The organism is Pseudomonas sp. B34(2017) (assembly GCF_002112915.1).
Classification (GTDB): Bacteria; Pseudomonadota; Gammaproteobacteria; order Pseudomonadales; family Pseudomonadaceae; genus Aquipseudomonas; species Aquipseudomonas pharyngis.
In genome coordinates, this window is record NZ_NEJA01000004.1 from 111,437 (window position 1) to 133,801 (window position 22,365).

18 protein-coding genes are annotated in these 22,365 nt (G+C 62.5%); 10 read left to right on the forward strand and 8 right to left on the reverse strand.

All coding sequences use genetic code 11. The features are described from left to right. Positions 1-79: 79 nt before the first annotated feature. The 5 genes from CAF80_RS13780 to CAF80_RS13800 all read left to right on the forward strand — a co-directional run bounded on the left by CAF80_RS13780 (position 80) and on the right by CAF80_RS13800 (position 5,416). Entirely contained in the window at positions 80-1,387 is a 1,308-nt protein-coding gene (locus CAF80_RS13780) for an NAD(P)/FAD-dependent oxidoreductase (protein ID WP_085667596.1), read from the forward strand. Between the two features lie 58 nt (positions 1,388-1,445). Beyond that, entirely contained in the window at positions 1,446-1,862 is a 417-nt protein-coding gene (locus tag CAF80_RS13785; protein WP_007950460.1) for a RidA family protein, read from the forward strand. 27 nt (positions 1,863-1,889) lie between these two features. Next, positions 1,890-2,567, forward strand: coding sequence for a DUF1028 domain-containing protein (locus CAF80_RS13790; RefSeq protein WP_074688650.1), 678 nt, complete (start codon positions 1,890-1,892; stop codon positions 2,565-2,567). Beyond that, positions 2,564-3,712: an acetylornithine deacetylase gene (gene argE / locus CAF80_RS13795; protein ID WP_074688652.1), complete on the forward strand. Its 1,149-nt coding sequence runs from the start codon at positions 2,564-2,566 to the stop codon at positions 3,710-3,712. The genes CAF80_RS13790 and argE overlap by 4 nt, the downstream gene beginning before the upstream one ends. A 288-nt stretch (positions 3,713-4,000) precedes the next feature. Further along, positions 4,001-5,416: a cytosine permease gene (locus tag CAF80_RS13800; RefSeq protein ID WP_074688654.1), complete on the forward strand. Its 1,416-nt coding sequence runs from the start codon at positions 4,001-4,003 to the stop codon at positions 5,414-5,416. Between the two features lie 70 nt (positions 5,417-5,486). On the opposite strand, the gene CAF80_RS13805 is transcribed toward CAF80_RS13800, so the two are convergent. Beyond that, positions 5,487-5,984, reverse strand: coding sequence for a helix-turn-helix domain-containing protein (locus CAF80_RS13805; RefSeq protein ID WP_039766945.1), 498 nt, complete (start codon positions 5,982-5,984; stop codon positions 5,487-5,489). Between the two features lie 99 nt (positions 5,985-6,083). Between CAF80_RS13805 and CAF80_RS13810 the strand changes: the two genes are divergently transcribed. Both CAF80_RS13810 and CAF80_RS13815 read left to right on the forward strand, forming a co-directional pair. Next, the gene (locus CAF80_RS13810) at positions 6,084-6,722 is read left to right on the forward strand and encodes an isochorismatase family cysteine hydrolase (RefSeq protein ID WP_074688656.1); all 639 of its coding nucleotides are present in this window, start codon (positions 6,084-6,086) and stop codon (positions 6,720-6,722) included. Then, positions 6,719-8,284 (forward strand): aldehyde dehydrogenase (NADP(+)), encoded by a 1,566-nt coding sequence (locus tag CAF80_RS13815; RefSeq protein ID WP_074688658.1) that lies wholly within the window; start codon positions 6,719-6,721, stop codon positions 8,282-8,284. The genes CAF80_RS13810 and CAF80_RS13815 overlap by 4 nt, the downstream gene beginning before the upstream one ends. Positions 8,285-8,372: 88 nt before the next feature. Here the strand turns inward: CAF80_RS13815 and CAF80_RS13820 are convergent, their stop codons facing one another. Continuing rightward, positions 8,373-9,254 (reverse strand): LysR family transcriptional regulator, encoded by an 882-nt coding sequence (locus CAF80_RS13820; protein ID WP_074689290.1) that lies wholly within the window; start codon positions 9,252-9,254, stop codon positions 8,373-8,375. Positions 9,255-9,357: 103 nt separating this feature from the next. Here CAF80_RS13820 and CAF80_RS13825 point away from each other — a divergent pair, with 103 nt between their 5' ends. Beyond that, entirely contained in the window at positions 9,358-10,749 is a 1,392-nt protein-coding gene (locus CAF80_RS13825; protein WP_074688660.1) for an aldehyde dehydrogenase family protein, read from the forward strand. A 48-nt stretch (positions 10,750-10,797) separates the two neighbouring features. Here CAF80_RS13825 and CAF80_RS13830 read toward each other — a convergent pair whose 3' ends face one another. Continuing rightward, complete coding sequence (locus CAF80_RS13830; RefSeq protein ID WP_085667595.1) at positions 10,798-12,330, reverse strand: MFS transporter; 1,533 nt, start codon at positions 12,328-12,330, stop codon at positions 10,798-10,800. Positions 12,331-12,406: 76 nt separating this feature from the next. Continuing rightward, complete coding sequence (locus CAF80_RS13835; RefSeq protein WP_085667594.1) at positions 12,407-13,237, reverse strand: oxidoreductase; 831 nt, start codon at positions 13,235-13,237, stop codon at positions 12,407-12,409. A 130-nt stretch (positions 13,238-13,367) separates the two neighbouring features. Between CAF80_RS13835 and CAF80_RS13840 the strand changes: the two genes are divergently transcribed. Beyond that, complete coding sequence (locus tag CAF80_RS13840; RefSeq protein ID WP_085667593.1) at positions 13,368-14,273, forward strand: LysR family transcriptional regulator; 906 nt, start codon at positions 13,368-13,370, stop codon at positions 14,271-14,273. Positions 14,274-14,279: 6 nt separating this feature from the next. Here the strand turns inward: CAF80_RS13840 and CAF80_RS13845 are convergent, their stop codons facing one another. Continuing rightward, positions 14,280-15,449 carry a DUF1624 domain-containing protein gene (locus CAF80_RS13845; protein ID WP_085667592.1) on the reverse strand — a complete coding sequence of 390 codons (1,170 nt, stop codon included), beginning with the start codon at positions 15,447-15,449 and terminating at the stop codon, positions 14,280-14,282. A gap of 115 nt (positions 15,450-15,564) precedes the next feature. Continuing rightward, positions 15,565-18,594 carry an FAD-binding and (Fe-S)-binding domain-containing protein gene (locus CAF80_RS13850; RefSeq protein ID WP_085667591.1) on the reverse strand — a complete coding sequence of 1,010 codons (3,030 nt, stop codon included), beginning with the start codon at positions 18,592-18,594 and terminating at the stop codon, positions 15,565-15,567. A gap of 159 nt (positions 18,595-18,753) precedes the next feature. On the opposite strand from CAF80_RS13850, the gene CAF80_RS13855 reads away from it, so the two are divergent. Continuing rightward, positions 18,754-19,638, forward strand: a complete 885-nt coding sequence (locus CAF80_RS13855) for a LysR substrate-binding domain-containing protein (RefSeq protein WP_011334658.1) — start codon at positions 18,754-18,756, stop codon at positions 19,636-19,638. 42 nt (positions 19,639-19,680) lie between these two features. On the opposite strand, the gene CAF80_RS13860 is transcribed toward CAF80_RS13855, so the two are convergent. Both CAF80_RS13860 and CAF80_RS13865 read right to left on the reverse strand, forming a co-directional pair. Next, positions 19,681-20,955: a glucarate dehydratase family protein gene (locus CAF80_RS13860; protein ID WP_085667590.1), complete on the reverse strand. Its 1,275-nt coding sequence runs from the start codon at positions 20,953-20,955 to the stop codon at positions 19,681-19,683. 24 nt (positions 20,956-20,979) lie between these two features. Then, the gene (locus CAF80_RS13865; protein WP_085667589.1) at positions 20,980-22,347 is read right to left on the reverse strand and encodes an MFS transporter; all 1,368 of its coding nucleotides are present in this window, start codon (positions 22,345-22,347) and stop codon (positions 20,980-20,982) included. Positions 22,348-22,365 lie beyond the last annotated feature (18 nt).

A 22,365-nucleotide genomic window follows, 5' to 3' on the forward strand; every position in this document is an offset into this window, starting at 1 on the left:
CCTCCCTAGTCTGATCCCAAGCACAGAGAACAGGTCGACAGCGACCTGAATCCAACGGCCTCGTGAGAAGGGATCAGAGATGACCACTGAAATAATAAAAACAGACACGCTTGTTGTCGGCGCCGGTCAAGCGGGTGTGGCCATGAGTGAACACCTGAGCAAACTCGGTGTGCCGCACCTGGTGCTGGAGCGCAGCCGCATTGCCGAACGCTGGCGCACCGGGCGCTGGGATTCGCTGGTGGCCAACGGTCCGGCGTGGCACGACCGCTTTCCGGGGATGGAATTCGATGATGTCGATCCGGACGGTTTCGCCCACAAGGAACGCGTCGCCGACTACTTCGAAGCCTATGCGAAGAAATTCAATGCGCCGATCCGCACCGGCGTCGATGTGAAAAGCGTGGTGCGCAATGTCGGGCGTCCGGGCTTCACCGTCGAGACCTCCGAGGGCGTGATCGAAGCCGCCCGCGTCGTCGCTGCAACAGGTCCGTTCCAGCGTCCGGTGATCCCGGCCATTGCGCCAAAAGATGAGCGTCTGCTGCAAATTCACTCGGCCGACTATCGCAACCCGCAACAACTGCCGGCCGGCGCAGTGCTGGTGGTCGGTGCCGGTTCATCGGGCGTGCAGATCGCCGATGAATTGCAGCGCTCGGGCAAGCAGGTTTACCTCTCGGTCGGCGCCCACGACCGCCCTCCCCGCGCTTACCGCAACCGTGATTTCTGCTGGTGGCTGGGCGTGCTCGGCGAGTGGGATCAGGCCGCGATGAAACCCGGCCGCGAGCACGTGACCATCGCCGTCAGCGGTGCCCACGGTGGCCGCACCATCGACTTCCGTGGTCTGGCCCATCGCGGCATGACCCTGGTTGGCGTCACCGAATCGTTCAGCGACGGCGTGGTGACCTTCAAACAGGACCTGCGCGACAACCTCAAGCGTGGCGACGAGAACTACCTCGCGCTGCTGGATGCTGCCGACGCCTACATCGAACGCAACGGCCTCGATCTGCCGCTGGAACCGGAAGCCCGGGAAACTTATCCGGATCCTGAATGCGTGAAAAACCCGCTGGCCGATCTCGATCTGGCCGCCGCCGGCATCACCTCGATCATCTGGGCCACCGGGTTTGCCGTGGACTATTCCTGGCTGAAAGTCGCCGCGTTCGATGACAACGGCAAGCCGCAGCATCAGCGCGGCGTGTCCAGCGAATCGGGTGTGTATTTCCTCGGTCTGCCGTGGCAGTCGCGGCGCGGGTCGTCGTTCATCTGGGGCGTGTGGCACGACGCCAAGCACGTGGCCGATCACATCGCCACTCAGCGCAAATACCTGGCCTATCGCGATGCCGAACAACGCGAAGCCGCGCCGCACAACCACGCTGTCGACACCGTCGACGCTTGATTTCCCTCTTCAGTACCGGCGCCTGTCGCGCCGGGTTCGATTTCGTCAGGAGCCTCACATGAGTCAGCCAACCCACACCCGCATTCGCATGTTCAACACCAAGGACACCTACCCGAACCAGACCCTGGACAACGACCTGTGCCAGGCCGTGCGCGCCGGTAACACCGTGTACGTCCGTGGTCAGGTCGGCACCAATTTCGATGGCGAACTGGTCGGCCTCGGCGACCCGCGCGCGCAGACCGAACAGGCGATGCGCAACGTCAAGCAACTGCTCGAAGAGGCCGGCAGCGACCTGAGCCATATCGTCAAGACCACCACCTACCTGATCGACCCGCGCTACCGCGAGCCGGTGTATCAGGAAGTCGGCAAATGGCTGAAGGGTGTGTTCCCGATCTCCACCGGACTGGTGGTGTCGGCACTGGGCCAGCCGCAATGGCTGATGGAAATTGATGTGGTTGCGGTGATTCCCGAGTAATTCGACCTTAGCGAAAGGAGGCCACACATGACATTTTCCATCGCCGCCCGCTGCCCCGAAACCGGTCAGTTCGGCATCGCCATCAGCTCCTCCAGCATCGCCGTCGGCGCACGCTGCCCGTGGCTGTTGCCGGGGGTCGGCGCGGTGTCGAGCCAGAACATCACCCTGCCATCGCTCGGCCCGGAAGTGCTTGCCCTGATGGAACAAGGCCTGGCACCCGAGGCTGCACTGGACAAGGTGCTGACCCGCAACGGCTACAGCCAGTACCGGCAGATCACGGCGATCAATCACCTCGGCCAGACCGCACATTTCAGCGGCGCGCAGACCCTCGGCGTGCACAACGCCGTGTCCGGCGAACAATGCGTGGCGGCCGGCAACATGCTCGCCGGACGCTCGGTGATCGAAGCCATGGTCAGCGCGTTCGAAGAAGGCGAAGGTCAATTGGCGGATCGCCTGATCAACGCCCTGCACGCCGCCCAGGCCTTGGGCGGTGAAGCGGGCCCGGTGCATTCGGCGGCCGTGGTCGTGGTCGGTGAACTGACCTGGCCCATCGTCAACCTGCGGGTGGACTGGGCCGATGAAGACCCGATCGGGCAATTGCAGAAACTCTGGGACGCCTATCGTCCGCAGCTTCAGGACTACATCGACCGCGCCCTCGATCCGGCCAAGGCGCCGGGCTACGGGGTTGCCGGAGACGACCGATGAGCGACAGCGTCGCGTTGCTCAAGACGCTGGTGGGGTTCGACACCACCAGCCGCGAGTCCAACCTGCAATTGATCGAGTTCGTGCGCAACTACCTCGAAGGTTTCGATGTGCCGTGCGAGCTGATCTACGACGATGAGCGCAGCAAAGCCAACCTGTTCGCCACGATCGGCCCGGCCGATCAACCGGGCATCGTGCTGTCGGGGCACACCGATGTGGTGCCGGTCGATGGCCAGCCGTGGACGATGCCGCCGTTCGAACTCAGCGAGCGCGACGGCAAGCTTTACGGTCGCGGCACCGCGGACATGAAGGGCTACATCGCCTGCGTGCTCGCGCTGGTGCCGTCGCTGATCGAAGCACCGCTGCGTATGCCGGTGCATATTGCCCTGTCGTACGACGAAGAAGTCGGCTGCCTCGGTGTGCGCTCGCTGCTCAAGGTGCTGGAGCAACGTCCGGTCAAACCGCTGCTGTGCATCATCGGCGAGCCGACCGAACTCAAACCGGTGCTTGGGCACAAGGGCAAACTGGCGATGCGCTGCGATGTCCAGGGTCACGCCTGTCACTCGGCTTACGCGCCACTTGGGGTCAACGCCATCGAATGCGCCGCCGAGCTGATCGGCGAGCTGGGACGCATCGGCCGACAGCTCAAGGATGAACACCTCGATCCGCGTTTCGACCCGCCGTACTCCACGGTGCAAACCGGCGTGATCAGCGGTGGCAAGGCGTTGAACATCGTCCCCGCCGATTGCCGTTTCGACTTCGAAATCCGTGCCCTGCCCTCGCAGGATCCGGCGTTGGTCGCGCAGCAACTCAAGGCCTACGCCGAGCAGCAAATGCTGCCGCGCATGCGAGCCGTCAGCGAGCAGAGCGATATCCGTTTCAGCGAATTGTCGGCCTATCCGGGGCTCGCAACCGATGCCAGAAGCAAGGCTGCGGAACTGATCGCCACGTTCTGTGGCTCGGACGATTTCGGCACCGTGGCCTTTGGCACCGAAGGCGGATTGTTCGACGCGGTGGGGATTCCCACGGTGGTGTGCGGCCCCGGCAGCATGGATCAGGGCCACAAGCCGGACGAGTTCGTCAGCCTCGACCAACTCGAGGCCTGCGATGAGATGCTGCAACGGATGCTGGTTTCGATTCGCCTCTGAAAAAACCGGTCTGGCTGCGGGTTGAAGTTCGCAGCCGAGCCGCAGGCTCACCGACAGACAGCTGCTCCGATGGAGGTCAGCTGCGTTGTCGTTCACCGGGCTGAAATACCCGGGACAGAGCGTTTTCAGCTAACCGGAGAGCCTCGTTTTTTTAACGCCTGAAGCAACAAAACTACTAATTTATCTCTGCCCTTTCCTTGCCCATGATCACCCCAACAAGAAATGCGCCGTCCGTGCCGGCGCTCATTGAAGTACGTCCACGTACTCGTCCTTGCCTTGGAGTTCGTCATGACCACCTCTGCATCAACGTCTGCACCGCTCATTGAAAAACACACGATCGGCTACGTGCCGCCCGAAGATCGCCACGGAAAGGTTCGGGATCTGTTCACCCTCTGGTTCGGCGGCAACATCGCGCCGCTGCCCATCGTCACCGGCGCTCTCGGCGTGCAACTGTTTCACCTGAATCTGGTGTGGGGCATCGTCGCCATTCTGGTCGGCCATCTGGTCGGCGGTGTGTTGATGGCGCTGCACTCGGCGCAAGGCCCGCAGATGGGCATTCCGCAGATGATCCAGAGCCGTGCGCAGTTCGGCTCCCTCGGCGCGCTGCTGGTGGTGTTGATTGCCGGCGTCATGTACATCGGCTTCTTCGCCTCCAACATCGTGCTCGCCGGCAAGTCCCTGCATGGCGTGGTCGACAGCGTTCCAGTGCCCGTCGGCATCGTCATCGGTGCGCTGGGCTCGGGGATCATCGGGATCATCGGTTACCGCTTCATCCACGTGCTCAACCGCATCGGCACCTGGGTGCTGGGGATCGGCATCGTGATCGGTTTCGGCTACATCCTCACCCACATCCAGACCGATGATTTCCTCACGCGCGGCAGCTTCAACCTCTCGGGCTGGCTGGCAACGGTGTCGCTGGCGGCGCTGTGGCAGATCGCGTTCGCGCCTTACGTGTCGGACTACTCGCGTTACCTGCCGGCGAACGTGCCGGTGGCGGCGACCTTCTGGACCACCTATCTGGGATCGGCGCTGGGCTCCAGCCTGTCGTTCGTGTTCGGCGCCGTCGCGGTGCTGGCAACCCCGGTGGGCATGGACACCATGGACGCGGTGAAACTCGCCACCGGCGCCATCGGCCCGCTGATGCTGGTGCTGTTTCTGCTCAGCGTCATCAGCCACAACGCCCTCAACCTTTACGGCGCGGTGCTGTCGCTGATCACCCTGGTGCAGACCTTCGCCTACCGCTGGATTCCAACCGCCAAGAGCCGCGCAGTGATTTCGATCATCGTCCTGCTGGCTTGCTGCTTCGCTGCGGTCGGCGCCTCGGCGGACTTCATCGGCCACTTCGTCGACATGGTGCTGGTGCTGCTGGTCGTGCTGGTGCCGTGGACGGCGATCAACCTGATCGACTTCTACGCCATCCACAAAGGCCAGTACGACATCGGCTCGATCTTCCAGGTCGATGGCGGCATCTACGGCCGTTACAACCCGCAAGCCTTGCTGGCCTATGCGATCGGTATCGCGGTGCAGATTCCGTTCATGAACACGCCGCTGTACGTCGGGCCGGTGTCGGCGCACATCAACGGCGCGGACCTGTCGTGGCTGGTTGGCTTGCTGGTGACCTCGCCGCTGTATTTCTGGCTGGCGACCCGTGACAGTGCTTATCGTCGGCGGCTGACCTCCGGGAAACTGGCGGGCAGTCTGTAAGCCATTCGTTCTGCGCTGACACACGAAGGCCCTCGCAAATGAGGGCCTTTTTTGTTTTGGATGGGGCCGCCTATTTCGCTTTGAACGCCTCACGCCGCGCCTGTCGTTCCGCGGCGTACGCCTCTTGCGGCTGGCTGATCAGATCCTCACGCCGCAACACTTCACCGCAGTGATCGCACAACGGCCCGAGGCCGGCGCTGTGGTTGCAGTTCTTGTGGGTCATGTTCACCGCCAGCCCCTCCTCCGGCGATTTGCACCAGGTCTCGCCCCAGGCGCGCAACGCAATTATCACCGGGTAAAACGCCTCGCCCTTCGCGGTGAGGTGGTACTCGTAGCGTTTCGGCCGCTCGTTGTACAAGCGGCGCTCGACCAGTCCGTCCGCCTCCAGGCTTTTCAGACGGGCGGCGACCATCTGCGGCGTGCCGCCGGTCTGCGCCAGGATCTCGTCATAGCGATGGCTGCCCATGAACAATTCGCGCAAAACCAGCACCGTCCAGCGGTCGCCGACGATCGACTCGGCCCGGGAAATCGGGCACAGCGTGTCGGGAAGACTATCGTTTACAGCCATCAGGGCTTGCCTCTTTCACAGTTACTATGATTATCATATCAACACGATGCGGGAACAAGCCCTGAGCATCGATCACTCTCATTGCCGGAGTCCATCGTCATGTCGAAACCTCTCTATCCGCTCGACAGAACCGCCTACCTGCTGGTCGATCCGTACAACGATTTTCTCTCCGAGGGCGGCAAGATCTTTCCGCTGCTCAAACCGATGGCCGAGCAGAACGGCCTGCTCGACAACCTGCGCAAACTCGATCGCGCCGTGCGGGCCCTGCCGATCCCGGTGGTCATCGTACCGCATCATCGCTGGGTCAAAGGCGACTACGAGAACTGGGATCATCCAACCCCGACCCAACAAAAGATCATGCACATGCACCACTTTGCGCGCGGCGAATGGGGCGGTGAATGGCACCCGGATTTCGCGCCGAAGGACGGCGACATCGTGGTCCAGGAACACTGGGGCTCCAGCGGTTTCGCCAACACCGACCTGGACTTTCGCCTGAAACAGCAAGGCGTCACCCACGTGATCATCGTCGGCCTGCTGGCCAATACCTGCATCGAGGCCACCGCGCGCTATGCATCGGAACTCGGCTATCACGTCACGCTGGTGCGCGATGCGACCGCCGCGTTTAAAGAGGAAATGATGCACGCCGCCCACGAACTCAACGGCCCGACCTTCGCTCATGTCATCACCACTACAGACGAACTGATCGCCAACCTTCAGTCGCAAGGTGACGCAAAATGACTCTGACCGGCCACATGCTGATCGGCGCCGCTGACGTCCCCGCCACCGAGGGCACGATGAAGGCGCTGAATCCGGCAACCAACACGCTGATCGAACCGGAATTCGCCTTCGGCGGTGCAGCGCAGGTCGATCAGGCGGCAACCCTCGCCGACGCGGCCTTCGACAGCTACAGCCACACTTCGCTGGCCGAACGTGCGGCGTTTCTCGAAAGCATCGCCGACAACCTAGACGCCGTACGCGAAGAATTGGCCGCCCGCGCCGCGCTGGAAACCGGCCTGCCTCAGGCGCAGCTCGAAGGCGAAGCCGCCCGGGCCGCGACCCAGTTCCGTCAGTTCGCCGAGGTGGTGCGCAAGGGGCGCTTTCTGCAACTGGCGATAGACCCGGCGCAACCTGATCGCCAGCCGCGACCACGGATGGATCATCGCCTGCAGAAAGTCGCCATCGGCCCGGTGGCGATCTTCGGTGCGAGCAATTTTCCGATCTCCTATTCGGTAGCCGGTGGCGATACTGCGTCGGCACTCGCGGCCGGTGCGACGGTGATTCTCAAGGCGCATAACGCACATCCCGGCGCATCGGAAATCCAGGCTCGCGCTATCCGCAAAGCGGTGCAGTCGCATGGCTTGCATGAAGGGGTTTTCTCCATGGTGCGCGGTGGCGGCAATGCGATCGGTGAGGCGCTGGTCGATCATCCTTTGATTAAAGCGGTGACGTTCACCGGTTCAGAGGTGGGCGGCATGGCGCTTTATCGCCGCGCGCAGTTGCGGCCTGATCCGATTCCGGTTTTCACCGAAATGACCAGCGTCAACCCGACGTTCATTTTGCCCGCAGCGCTGTCCGCGCGTGGCGGAGAAATCGGCGATGGCTTTATCGAGCGGATGCTGGTGAATGTCGGGCAGGCCTGTCTGTGTCCGTCGATTCTGATCGCGATTGAAGGCGAAGGTCTGCAAGCGCTGCGCAATGCGATGATCAAACGGGTCAGCGAAGCGCCAGCGCGTACGATGCTGACGCCGGGGATTCACGGGTCATACGTTAACGGCCTGGTGGCGATGGAAAGCGTGGGGGCGAATCTGGTGGCGGTCGGCGCGCCGTCGGATGGCCAGTTTGAGGGCCGCTCGGCGTTGCTGGAAGTCGGTGGTCAGCACTTTCTCAACGAAACCGCACTGGCCCATGAAGTGTTCGGCCCGGCTGCACTGCTGGTGACGGTCAGCGATGAGGAAGAACTGCTGGCAGTTGCCCGCACGTTCAAGGGCCAACTGAGCGCAGCCATTCACCTTGAAGACCGCGATCTGGATCTGGCCCAGCGTCTGCTGCCGATCCTCGAACGACGCACCGGACGCATCGTGGTCAACGCCTTCGCCCATCCCCAGGAAGTGACCTTCGCCACCGTACACGGCGGCCCATTCCCGGCCACCTCGGACAGCCGCTTCACCTCGGTCGGCATGACCTCGATCGAGCGCTTTTTGCGGCCGGTGGCGTATCAGGGCTTTCCCGATGCATTGCTGCCGGAGGTGTTGCGCGACGCCAATCCACTCGACCTGCCTCGCAGCATCGACGGCCAATGAAAAATGCCCGGTTCGGCGAATCACCGAACCGGGCACGCTTTTCAATCAAATGAGCAGGTCTTCATGGAGAAGACCCGAACCCAGAGCGTCAATTCTCTTCTGCACGCACCACACCGCGCTCCTCCAGCAAACGCACAAACATACTCAGACTGCGCGACACCGTGCCCCGGCGCCACACCAGCCACGTCGTCAGATAACGAAAATCCGACGCCAGCGGCCAGACGCTGACCGTCGCGCAACCGGGCATGCTCTGCAGCATGCTGCGCGGCATCAATGCCAGACCGGCGCCCGCGCTGACGCAGGCGAGCATGCCGTGATAGGACTCCATTTCGAAGATCTTGCCGGGCACCGCAGCGTCGGTGCTGAACCATTTTTCGAAGTGATGGCGATAGGAGCAGTTCGAGCGGAACGCATAGATGTTCTCGCCATTCACGTCCGCCGCGCGCTGGATCGGCCCGTGGTGAAGCGGCGAGATGACGACCATTTCCTCTTCGAACGCCGGGATGCCTTCCAGCGCCGGGTGCAAAACCGGGCCGTCGACGAACGCGGCCGCCAGGCGCCCGGAGAGCACACCGTCGATCATCGTCCCGGAAGGCCCGGTCGACAGGTCCAGATCGACCTTCGGATGTTGCTGGTTGTAGGTCGCCAGCAGACCGGGAATCCGCACAGCCGCCGTACTTTCCAGCGAGCCCAGCGGGAACGCGCCTTGCGGTTCCTCGCCGGCCACCGTGGCTCGCGCTTCCTGCACCAGATCGAGAATACGCCGCGCGTACTCGAGAAAACTCCAGCCCGCCGGCGACAGGCGCAAGCGGCTTTTCTCACGGATGAACAGGTCGACGCCCAGGTCCTCCTCCAATTGCTTGATGCGCGTCGTCAGGTTCGACGGCACGCGATGGATCTGCGCCGCCGCAGCGCTGATGCTGCCGTGCTCGGCAACGGCCTTGAAGATTTCCAGTTGCACCAGATCCACAGTCATTCTCCAATCGTGAAAGAAACGCTCTTTATTATTCAGTTTCCAGAAACCAAACGCCACCCTACTCTGAGCGCATCCACTGACCTCGCAGGACGACGCCATGAGCCCGATTTCCAGCCAGACCCACGCTATCTCGATCAATCCCGCCACCGGCGAGCAGATCGGTCATTACGCCTTCGAATCCGCCGAAGCCCTCGATGCTGCGCTGACCCGCGCGGCGTTCGGCTTCAACAAGTGGAAACGCAAACCGCTGCAGGATCGCTCCCGCGCCCTGACTGCGCTGGCCGGTGCTCTGCGTGACAGCAGCGAAGCCATGGCGACCATGATCACCCGGGAAATGGGCAAGCCGATCGCCCAGGCCCGTGGCGAAATCGAGAAATGCGCCAAGCTCTGCGAGTGGTACGCCGAACACGGCCCGGCCATGCTCAACGCCGAAGCGACGCTGGTCGAAGGCGGCAAGGCGCGCATCGAATACCGTCCGCTCGGCCCGATCCTCGCCGTGATGCCGTGGAACTTCCCGATCTGGCAAGTGCTGCGCGGTGCGGTCCCGGCCCTGATCGCCGGCAACACTTACGTGCTCAAACATGCGCCGAACGTGATGGGCAGCGCCTACCTGCTGCGCGACGCCTTCACCCGCGCCGGTTTTGCCGATGGCGTGTTTGAAGTGATCAACGTCACCCCGGAAGGCGTTTCGACCGCCATTGCCGATTCGCGCATTGCAGCCGTAACCCTGACCGGCAGCGTCCGCGCCGGCATGGCCATCGGTGCACAGGCCGGTGCCGCGCTGAAGAAATGCGTACTGGAACTGGGCGGCTCCGATCCGTTTATCGTGCTCAATGACGCCGATATCGACGAAGCCGTGCAAGCGGCGGTGATCGGTCGTTACCAGAACTCAGGGCAAGTCTGCGCCGCCGCCAAACGCCTGATCATCGAAGAAGGTGTGGTCGAAGAATTCACCCGCAAATTCGTCGAAGCCACCCGCCAGTTGAAGATGGGCGACCCATTGTCCGCCGACAACTACATCGGCCCGATGGCCCGTTTCGATCTGCGTGACGAACTCGATCAACAAGTGCGCGACACCCTGGAAGAAGGCGCCACCCTGCTGCTCGGCGGCGGCAAAGTAGAGGGTTCGGGCAACTACTACGAGCCGACCGTACTGGCCGACGTCACCGACCGCATGACCTCGTTCAAGCAGGAACTGTTCGGCCCGGTGGCCTCGATCATCACCGCTCGCGACTGCGCCCACGCTGTAGCGCTGGCCAATGACAGCGAGTTCGGCCTGACTGCCACGATCTACACCGCCAACGTCGCCCTGGCCCAGCAACTGACCAGCGAACTGGAAACCGGCGGCGTGTTCATCAACGGTTACTCCGCCAGCGACCCGCGCGTGACCTTCGGCGGCGTGAAGAAAAGCGGTTTCGGCCGCGAGCTGTCGCACTTCGGCGTGCGCGAGTTCTGCAATGCGCAGACGGTGTGGCTGGATCGCCGCTGATCCAATGAAAAAAGCCCGGAAGCGTTTTGCGCTTCCGGGCTTTTCCATTTATGCCGCAGCCTGTTGGGGTTCCGACACCGTCCGATCTTTGCTTAATAGCCCCAGCACCACAGCCGCCGACACCAGGGTGATGATCGTCAGGATGTGCAGCAGATACTGGAACGCCGAGGCGTAACCCTGCACCAGCCGTTCGTTAGCCAACCCCGGAACCGTGTTGATCGCATGGGCCATGTCGCCGGTGGTCACCCGGTGCGCCGTCTCCGCAATCAGCGCGGTGTCTGCACCGCTGGCCACGGCTTGCAGATCGGTATGCAGCAGCGAGGCAAGAATCGCCGCGACACTGGCCAGTGCAATCCCCTCACCCGCCACCCGCACCGTGTTGAAAATCCCGGCCGCCATACCGGCACGTTCCTTTGGCACCACGCTGACCGACAGTCCGTCCATCAAACCCCACGGCAGGCCCGCGCCGATTCCGATCAATACCATCGGCACCACCAGCGCAAATTTCGGCTCGCCGACGTCGTACAGGCTCAGCCAGTGCAGCCCCACGGCGGCAATCAGGAAGCCCACGCCTGACAGGATGCCGGCCGAGACAAACCGGGTCATGGACGCCGCGAGCATCGGCACCACCAGCATCGGCGCCGACAGCGCCAGCAACAGCAGGCCGGCATCGATTTCACTCAAGCCTTCGACGCCGATAAAACGCAGCGGTAGCATGACCACGAGCACGATGTAGCAATAGCAGGTGCCGATCGGCAGCATCTGCACGCCGACGAAGCGCGGAAAGCGGAACAGCGTCAGATCGAGCATCGGACGTTTGACGCGCATTTCGATGCAGACGAACAGCGCCAGCAACAGCGCCGAAGCACCCAGCAGACCAACCACCAACGGACTGCCCCAACCGCTCTCGGGTGCCTGAATCACACCGAACGTAAACAGCGCCAGCATCGAACTGAATGTCACGGTGCCCGGCCAGTCGAGACCGCTGGCGTCGGGGTCGCGGGTTTCGCGCATGCGCGGCAGACCGAAGACCATCGCGATCACACCGATCAGCGCGGTGAACACAAAGATCGCGCGCCAGTTGAACGCCTCGATCAACGCTCCGGCCACCAACGGGCCGAACGCGAGACCGATACCAAACGTGGTGCCGAGCATGCTGTACGCACGGGTGCGCGCATGACCTTCGAATTCCTGCGCCAGCGCCGCCGAACCACTGGCCAGAGCCGCCGCACCGGCCACGCCCTGAACCGCTCGCAATACGTCGAGCCAGAACACCGAAGGTGCCAGGCTCTGGGCAATCGACGCGGCGGTGAACAACAGCATTCCGCTGGTGAACAGGCGCTTGCGTCCATAGACATCGGCCAACGCCCCTGCTGCCATCAGCAAACTGCCAAACGACAACATGAACGCATTGGTGATCCAGGTCAGCGCCACCGGGCTGCCGCCCAGGTCACCGCCAATGGCCGGCGTTGCCACCGCGCCACCGGTGAAACTTAACGGAAGGACCAGCGCCGACAGGCAAATGGCTGCGAGGATCAGCAGCTTGTCGCGCGCGCCCGTGTGTTGGGAGACGTTTGTCATGATTTCATCCAATGAAAAGAAAATCAGGCTGCGATCAACAGAGCGCAGCCTGCGATGGCTTCAACGAGGGGCCAGGTCAGTCCTTGAAATCCGTGGACAGCGCCAGCTCATTCCACTCGGCCAATTCCTGCGCCACCAAGCGGTTCTTCGCCTCGATCCGTGCAACCGTGTCGCTGCCCAGCGCCAGCCGTTGCGGCGGGTTCGGCGCGTTGACCAGCGCCAGCATCGCTTCGGCAAACTTCAGCGGATCGCCCGGCTGGGCATGGTTGGCCGCTTCGGCAAATGTGCGCATCTTGCCAACGGTTTCGTCGTAGTCCGGCAGCACCAGTGCGGTCTTGATCAGCGATTGTTCGTCGAGGAAGTCGGTGCGGAAGAAGCCCGGTTCGACCACCGTGGCATGAATGCCCAGCGGCGCCAGTTCCTGATGCAACGCTTCGCTGATGCCTTCCACTGCGAACTTGGTCGAGCCGTAGACACCCCAGCCCACGTAGGCCTGATAACCGCCAATCGACGAGATGTTGATGACCCGTCCGCTGCGCTGGGCACGCATGTGCGGCAGCACCGCGCGGGTGACGTTGAGCAGGCCGAACACGTTGGTGGCGAACAGGCGCTCGGTTTCGCTGGCGCTGGTTTCTTCGACGGCGCCCAACACGCCGAAGCCGGCATTGTTGATCAGCACGTCAATACGGCCGAAGCGCTTGATGCCTGCTGCCACCGCTTGATGTGCTTCCTCTTCACGGGTGACGTCCAGCCGCACCGCCAGCAGGTTCGGGTGATCGCCGAGGCGGTCGGTGATGTCTTGCGGGTTGCGGGCGGTGGCAATCACCGCGTCACCGGCACGCAGGGCCTGTTCAGCGATAAGGATGCCAAAACCACGGGAAGCTCCGGTAATCAGCCAGGTACGCATATCAACTCCTCCTGTCGGTGACCCTGGCGAGATTGCCGGGCCTTCTTGATGAGTTGAGTCGACTTTAAAGCCGTGCTACTGATGTGATAATCCCAACAAATTTGCATGACTTTGTGAAAGGTGTTCACAAATGAAAAACCCGTCCACGGCGGATCTGTCGATCTTTCTTTGCATCGCCCAGCACCTGAATTTCAGCCGTGCAGCGGTGGATCTGGGCCTGACACCGTCGGCGCTGAGCCATTCGTTGCGCGCTCTGGAAAATCGCCTGGGTGTGCGTCTGTTCAATCGCACCACTCGCAGTGTGGCGCTGACCGAAGCGGGCGAGCGGTTATATGTGCGGCTGAAACCGGCGTTTCGCGACATCGACGACGCGCTCGAAGACCTCAATCACTTTCGCGACAAGCCTTCCGGCAACCTGCGTATCACTGCCGGGCGCCAGGCCTGCGAACTGGTCCTGCTACCGATTGCCGGGGCGTTCCTTCAGGCCTATCCGGACATCCGCCTGGAAGTGGTCGAAAGCGATGCGCTGCTGGATATCGTCGCCGCCGGTTTTGATGCCGGGGTGCGGTTCGGCAATCGGCTGGAGGCGGACATGGTGTCGCTGCCGATCGGCCCGACCTTGCGCTCGGTGGTGGTCGCCTCGCCGGCATTTCTCGAGCGGCACGCCGCGCCGCAAAAACCCGAGGATCTGCACGCCCTGCCCTGCATCCGTCACCGCTTTCCCAGCGGCGCGCTGTATCGTTGGGAATTCGAACGCGGTGGCATCGATCAGGAAATCGAAGTCAACGGCCCGCTGACCCTGGGCGATGTCAGCCTGATGGTCGGCCCGGCGTTGCAGGGCTTGGGACTGGCGTATGTGTTCGAGGACATGGCCCGCGAGCACTTGGCAAGCGGGCGGCTGGTGCAGGTACTGGCGGACTGGTGCCCGTACTATCCCGGCCTGCACCTGTATTACCCGAGCCGGCGCCATGTGCCGGCGCCGCTCAAGGCGTTTATCGACTTCGCCCGCCATGCCCGCGATGGCAAAACGGGCTGAGCCGTTCTACAGATACTTCAGCCAGGCAATGTCGCGACGCCGGGCCTTCAATGCCGAAAACCAGCGCACGGCCGGGAACAACGCGACCGCCAGCACCATCGCCGCCAGCCACACCGCCGTCACCGAAGAGAAACCGAAATAGGTGCCCTGATTAAGCCCGAACAGCGCCACGCCGATCAGGTACAGCACCTTCAGCACATACAGGTGCAGCAGGTAGAAAAACATCGGCGCCGAGCCGAACACCGTCAGCCAGCGAATCCAGCGCCGATCCTGTGCGCGTTCGAACACCAGCAACAGCAACAGTCCGACACTCACCGTCAATGTGATGAACAACAGCGACGGCGGGTATTTGGTGATGTTGAAAAAACTCATCAGGGTTTGCACACCGCTGTCACCGAAGGCCCAGGGTTTCTCGCCGTAACCGTTGACCAGCCGCAGCGCCACAAAGCCCAGCAAACCGGTGATGCCACCGATCAACAAACGGCGCTGACGCACCCCGGCATCGGCCGCACGAGCGAACCACGGCCCCAGCGCGTAACCCAACCCGATCACGCCGATCCACGGCAACAACGGGTACGAGGTGCGCAGACGCAAGGTCTCGCTGGCCTCGATCCAGCCCCGGTCATGCAGGATCGCCCACGGTATGTGCAGCGCCGACTCCGCTGCGAAGTGCAGTCCGTCGAGCAGATTGTGCCCGGCGATGATCGACAGGCTCAGCGTCAACAACAGCCAGCGTGGCAGCCAGACCAGCAGCGACAGCGCGATCATGCTCAGGCCGATCGCCCAGATCACTTGCAGGTAGATCACAGTCGGTGGCAGCTGGAACGTCCAGGCAAAATTCACCAAAGTGAATTCCAGCACCACCAGAAACAGTCCGCGCTTGAACAGGAAGGCACTGACGTCAGCCTTGCCGTAGTACTTCTCGCCGAACAGCCACGCCGACAACCCGGTCAGCAGCACGAACACCGGCGCACACAGATGCGCCAGGGTGCGACTGAAGAACAGCGCCGGCTCGGTGCTGGCGATGTCCATCGGGTCGGTGACCTGACGATGCAGCAGAAAGGTTTCGCGCACGTGGTCCAGCAACATGAACAGAATCACCAGGCCACGCAGCGCATCAATGGACAGCAACCGGCCAGTCGCCGAGGGGGCAGAACGGGGAACCGCAATCGTCATGGAAGTATCGCAATCGAAAGGTTGATCGATGCAGCCGCCCGAAAGCGGCCGTAAAATTTGCGTTACCTTATAACATGAAAAACCGATCTAATCGCTAGCGGTTCTCAAACAGCGATCACGCGGTGCGCAGGGTTTCCAGCACGACCTGCAACGGATGGCGCAACTGTCGATCGGCCTGGCGCTTGACCTGACTGCGGCAGGAATAGCCGGTGGCCAGTGCTTCGCCCTTCTCCACCGGCGCCTCGATCTGCTTCGCCCAGGATTGCTCGTAGATCACCGCCGAGGTCTCGCGATTACGCGCTTCGTGCCCGTAAGTGCCGGACATGCCGCAGCAACCGGTGGCCTGGGTCGCGAGCTTCAGGCCGACACGCTCGAACACCTGCTCCCATTGTCGGGTGGCGGCCGGGGCGTTGGTTTTCTCGGTGCAGTGCGCCAGCAGGCGGAAGGTTTCGTCGCGGCGCGTTCCGACTTGCTCCGGCATGATCTTGAGCAGCCACTCCTGCACCAGCGCCACCTCCGGGCATTGCTCCATTCCCGGGACTTTCAGATATTCCTGGCGATAGACCAGGGTCATGGCCGGGTCGAGCCCTACCAACGGCACACCGATCTCGGCCAGCGCGCGCAATTGCCCGGCATTGCGCAACGCCGCGCGATTGAACGCCGAGAGGAAGCCCTGCACATGCAGCGGCTTGCCGTTGGCACTGAACGGTGCCAGGTAGACCTGATAGCCGAGACGCGAAATCAGCTCGATCAGATCCGCCAGCAACGGCGCCTCGAAATACCGGGTGAAGGCGTCCTGCACCAGCACCACGCTGCGTTCGCGCTGGGCTGCAGTCAGCGCCGACAACACCTCGACCGACGCTGGCTGAACCTGCCAGCGACGCATCGCCGCGTGGAAATCGAAACGGCTGAGCAATGGCACATCGACCATGCCGCCAAGACGTTCGATCAAGCGACGGCTGAACGAGGCGCCCATCAAGCCGTTATAGAGAAACGGAATCCGCGCCATGTACGGAATCGTGTACTCCAGCGAAGCAATCAGGTAATCCCGCGCCGGCCGCAGATAATGGGTGTGGTACAGCTCAAGGAACCGCGAACGGAAGTCCGGCACGTTGACCTTCACCGGGCACTGCCCCGCGCAGGACTTGCACGCCAGGCACCCGGCCATGGCGTCGTACACCTCGTGGGAAAAGTCCTGTTCCTGCGCACGGCTGTTGCGCCAGCGCTGCAGCAACGTGCTGAAAAACGGCGGACGGCGGCTGGCATCGGCCAACACGTCGACCCCCGCCTCGCCCTGCAACCGCAGCCATTCGCGAATCAGCGAGGCGCGGCCCTTGGGCGATTGCGCGCGCTGGCGGGTGGCTTTCCACGACGGGCACATGGCATCGTCGGGATCGAAGTTGTAGCAGGCGCCGTTGCCGTTGCAATGCATGGCCGCGCCGTAGTCCTGCCAGACTTTCTCGTTGATCTGCCGGTCGAGTTCGCCGCGCAGGGTCACTTCATCGATCTTCAGCAATGCCGCGCCGGGAATATTCGGCGTGGCGATCTTGCCCGGATTGAACTGGTTGAACGGATCGAACGCCGCCTTCAGGGCTTGCAGCGCCGGGTACAAGTCGCCGAAGAAGGCCGGCGCATATTCCGAGCGCAGGCCCTTGCCGTGTTCGCCCCACAGCAGGCCGCCGTAACGCTGGGTCAGCGCGGCGACACCGTCCGACACCGGACGCACCAGTGCAGCTTGTTGCGGATCCTTCATGTCGAGAATCGGCCGCACGTGCAGCACGCCGGCATCAACGTGGCCGAACATGCCGTACTGCAATTGGTGGCTGTCGAGCAGGTCGCGCAGTTCGGCGATGTACTCGGCCAGGTGCTGCGGCGGCACGGCGGTGTCTTCGACAAATGGCTGCGGCCGCGCTTCACCGGCGACGTTGCCGAGCAGGCCCACCGCGCGTTTGCGCATGCCGTAGACGCGATTCACCGCCGCATGCCCGACGGCCAGCGTATGCCCCAGGCGTTCGACCGTGGCGTCGTTGCCCAAGTGCTGGACGAAGGCTTCGACCCGGCGTTGCAGCTCCTCGGGATCGTCGCCGCAGAATTCCACCAGGTTGATCCCCAGCGTCGGCCGCTCGGCGCTTTCCGGAAAGTACTCGGCGACGCCGTGCCAGACGATGTCCTGCATCGCCAGCAACAGCACTTTGGAGTCCACTGTTTCAATCGACAGCGGCTTGAGCGCCATCAGCGCCCGGGCATCGCGCAAGGCATCCATGAAGCCGGCGTAGCGAATGTTCACCAGCATCGTGTGCTTGGGGATCGGCAATACGTTGAGTTTGGCCTCGACCACAAACCCCAGCGAACCCTCGGCGCCGCACAGCACGCTGTTGAGGTTGAAACGGTTGTCGGCCTCGCGCAGGTGCGCCAGGTCGTAGCCGGTCAGGCAGCGATTGAGATCGGGGAAGGTTTCCCGGATCAGCTCGCCCTGCTCATCGATGATCTGCCGCGCACAGCGATACACCTCGCCGGCCCGGCCCTCGCGGGCGCATTCCGCTGCCAGCTCGCTTTCTTCCAGCGGGCGACCGTGCAAGCGCTCACCACCGCGCAGAACCATGTGCAGTTCCAGCACGTGATCGCGGGTCTTGCCGTAGGTGCAACTGCCCTGGCCGCTGGCGTCGGTGTTGATCATGCCGCCGACCGTAGCGCGGTTCGAGGTCGACAGTTCCGGGGCGAAAAACAGCCCGGCGGATTTCAGCGCGGCGTTCAGTTGATCCTTCACTACGCCGGCCTGCACCCTTACCCAACGCTGTTCAACGTTGATTTCGAGAATGCGGTTCATGTGCCGCGACAGGTCGACGACTATGCCGTCGGTCAACGACTGGCCGTTGGTGCCGGTGCCGCCACCGCGAGGGGTGATCACCACTTTCTGGTACGCCGGTTCGGCGATCAGACGGGCCAGCAGCGCCACGTCGTCGGCGTCACGCGGGAATACCGCCGCTTGCGGCAAGCGCTGATAGATCGAGTTGTCGGTGGCCAGCACCACGCGGCTGGCGTAGTCGGCACTGATTTCGCCACGAAAGCCGCTGGTTTCAAGGGCTTTGAGAAACTGTTGGTAGTCAGTGTTCAACGGGGTGGAAGGCGACAGCTGAGCAATCATCGGAAGTGCAATCTCGGTCAAAAACGGGCCGTGTGGCGGTGAACAGTTGTGCGCAATGAATGATTGCGTCACGCTCCCGCCATCTCATAGGCCTTATGTTCATTGCAGAGCGACGCCGGGACAACCGTAAAATCGACCCGCAATCCATGACTAAAACGAATGAATCCGCGAACCCTCACTCCCTCGATGTCGTTGCTGCTGGCATTTGAAGCCGCCGCACGCCATGAAAGCTACACCCGCGCCGCCCACGAACTGTCGCTGACCCAAAGCGCGGTCAGCCGGCAGGTGCAGATTCTGGAAAAGATGCTCGGCATGCGCCTGTTCAGCCGTGAAGGCCGGCGGGTGATTCTCACCGACGTCGGGCGCATGTATCAGCGCGAACTGTCCGAAGCCCTCGGCCAGATCCGAAGTGCGACCTTGCAGGCCATGGCGTTTGGCTCTGGCATCCACAGTTTGCGCCTGGCGACCCTGCCGACCTTCGGCTCGAAATGGCTGCTGCCGCGCTTGAAGGATTTCTACACCGCGCACCCTGGCATGACCGTTCACCTGCATTCACGCATCGAGACGATTGACTTCGACACCAGCGAAATCGACGCGGCGATTTGCGTCGGTGGCGGTGACTGGCCGGGGCTGACCGCTCACCGCCTGCACACCGAAGAACTGGTGGTGATCGCCAGTGCGCAGCTGTCCGATGCCGAACGCCGTGCGGCCGACAAGGACATCGCCGGGCAACTGCTGCTCAATGTCAGTAGCAACGCTCAGGCCTGGTCCGAGTGGTTCAGCCATCATGCCCTGCCCCATCGCAGCATGCGCATTGGCCCAAGTTTCGAGATGACCTCGCACTTGATCCAGGCCGTGCGCGCCAATATCGGGATCGGGCTGGTGCCGAGGATTCTGGTGGAAGATGAATTGCACAACGGCGAGCTATTGCAACTGGGTGAACCGATCAGCAGCCGGCGCAGCTATTACCTGGTGTACCCGGCGCGCAATGAGTCGCTGGCGTCGCTGAAGGCGTTTCGCGACTGGTTAATGCGCACGCTTTGAAACAATCGAGGGCGCCGTTTGGCGCCCTCTGGTTTTGCTCGATCAGAATCGCGGCTTCAGCGCTTTCCAGTCAGGTTTATAGCGTTGCATCTGCCGCACATCATCGCGCTGGCGAATGCCGCAGGTCAGGTACTGGTCATGCAGCTTGCCCAGTTGATCGTGATCCAGTTCCAACCCCAGGCCCGGCGCACGCGTGATCGTCACGCAGCCATCGACGATCGGCAGTTTGCCGCCCTTGATCACCTCTTCATTCGGCTCCTGCCACGGATAATGGGTGTCGCAGGCGTAGTCCAGATTTGGCACGGCGGCCGCCACGTGCGCCATGGCCATAAGGCTGATGCCCAGGTGTGAATTGGAGTGCATCGACACGCCGAGGCCGAAGGTATCGCACATTTTCGCCAGCGTCTGGGTGTCGCGCAGGCCGCCCCAGTAATGGTGATCGGCGAGGACAATCTGCACGCCGTTCTGCGCCACGCTGCGGCGGAACTCGTCGAAATCGGTGACCACCATGTTGGTCGCCAGCGGCAGCCCGGTGCGTTTGTGCAGTTCGGCCATCCCTTCGAGGCCCGGGGTCGGGTCTTCGTAATACTGCAGGTCATCACCCAGCAACTCGGCCATGCGGATCGAGGTTTCCAGCGACCAGTTGCCGTTGGGATCGATGCGCAGCGGATAACCGGGGAAGGCCTTTTTCAGCGCCTTGATGCACGCCACTTCGTGCTCCGGCGGCAACGTGCCGGCCTTGAGCTTGATGCTCTTGAAACCGTACGCCTCGATCATCCGCGCGGCCTGGGCGACGATCTGCTGCTCGTTCAACGCCTCGCCCCAGTTGTCCGGTTTGTACGGTGAATCGACGTGCTGCGCATACTTGAAAAACAGGTAGGCACTGAACGGCACTTCGTCGCGCACCGCACCGCCCAGCAGATCCACCAGCGGCACATTCAGGTAACGGGCCTGCAAGTCGAGAAACGCCACTTCGAACGCCGAATACGCATTGCTGACGGCCTTGCTGGCGTGGGAACCGGGCGCCAGTTCGGCACCCGCCAGACTTGCCGGTTTGTGGGTGGCAACCGTGGTCTGAACGATCCGACGCAGCTGATTAAGATTAAACGGATCGAGACCGATCAACTGCGACTGCAACTGTTGCTGGATCGCCAACGCCGGGGCATCGCCATAGCTTTCGCCGAGGCCGATGTAGCCGTTGTCACTCTCGATCTCGATGATCGAGCGCAGGGCGAACGGTTCATGGATGCCACTGGCGTTGAGCAGCGGCGGATCACGGAAAGCGATCGGAGTGACGGTTACGCGAGTGATTTTCAAAATGACGCTCCTGTTGAGTCGGAATCAGTGGCTCGCCACCGGGTTGGCCGTCGGCACAACGGCAGTTTCGGGTTCAGGCTTTGCCGGGGTTTTGCCTTTGGCGCCTGGCGCCATGCGGGCGAAGAAGATCACTACTGCCGCTACCAGCGAAGTTGCGGCCAGGCCATACAGGCCGCCTTCTATGGAGCCGGTGGTCTGTTCAAGAAAACCGAACGCGGTCGGCGCAACGAAGCCGCCGAGGTTGCCGATGGAGTTGATCAGCGCGATCACCGCCGCCGCGATGCGCGCATCCAGATAGCTCTGCGGAATCGGCCAGAACAGTGCCGAAGCCGCCTTGAAACCGATGGCCGCAAAACAGATCGCGACGAAGGCGAAAATCGGCCCGCCGGTGGTGGACATGAACATGCCGAACGCGGCGATCACCAGGGTCAGCGCGACCCACGCCTGCTGGAATTTCCACTTGCCGGCCAGCGCCGCAAAGCCGTACATCGCGACAATGGAAATGATCCACGGCACCGAGTTGAGCAGCCCGACCTGGAAGTCGCCGAGGTTGCCCATTTTCTTGATCATGCTCGGCAGCCAGAAGGTGGCGCCGTAGATGGTCAGGGCGATGGAAAAGTAGATGAAGCAGAACAATGCGATCTGCCGATCCGCCAACAGTTTGAACATCGATGGTTTGGCGACGTGGGTCGCTTCGCGGGCACGTTGTTCCTCGGCGATTGCCATCACCAGCGCTTCACGCTCCTCCTCGCTCAGCCACTTGGCCTGGCGCGGATGGGATTGCAGCCAGAACCAGACAAACCCGCAGAGCACCACCGACGCAGCGCCTTCGATCAGGAACATCCACTGCCAGCCGTGCAGGCCCAGACCGCTGATGTGCAACAGCGCGCCGGACACCGGGCCGGAAATCACCGAAGCAATTGCGGAACCGCTGAGAAACACCGCCATGGTCTTGCCGCGCTCAGAGGCCGGCAGCCATTGGGTGAAGTAATAAATGATCCCCGGGAAGAACCCGGCTTCGGCAGCGCCCAGGATGAAGCGCAGCACGTAGAAACTGGTTTCGCCTTTGACGAACGCCATGGCCATCGCCGCTGCGCCCCAGGTGAACATGATCCGCGTCAGCCAGGCGCGGGCGCCATAGCGTTGAAGAAGCATGTTGGACGGCACTTCAAACAAGGCGTAACCGATGAAAAACAGACCGGCGCCAAGGCCATAGGCAGCGACGCCGATACCCAGATCGGTTTCCAGATGACTGCGCACGAAGCCGATGTTGACCCGGTCGATGTAGTTGACGATGAACATCACCACGAACAACGGCAGCACATGGCGCTTGACCTTGGCGGCGGCGCGGGCGAGTACCGTGATGTCCGGCGGACTCTGGAGGGTTTTCAAGGGGCGACTCCCGATCTT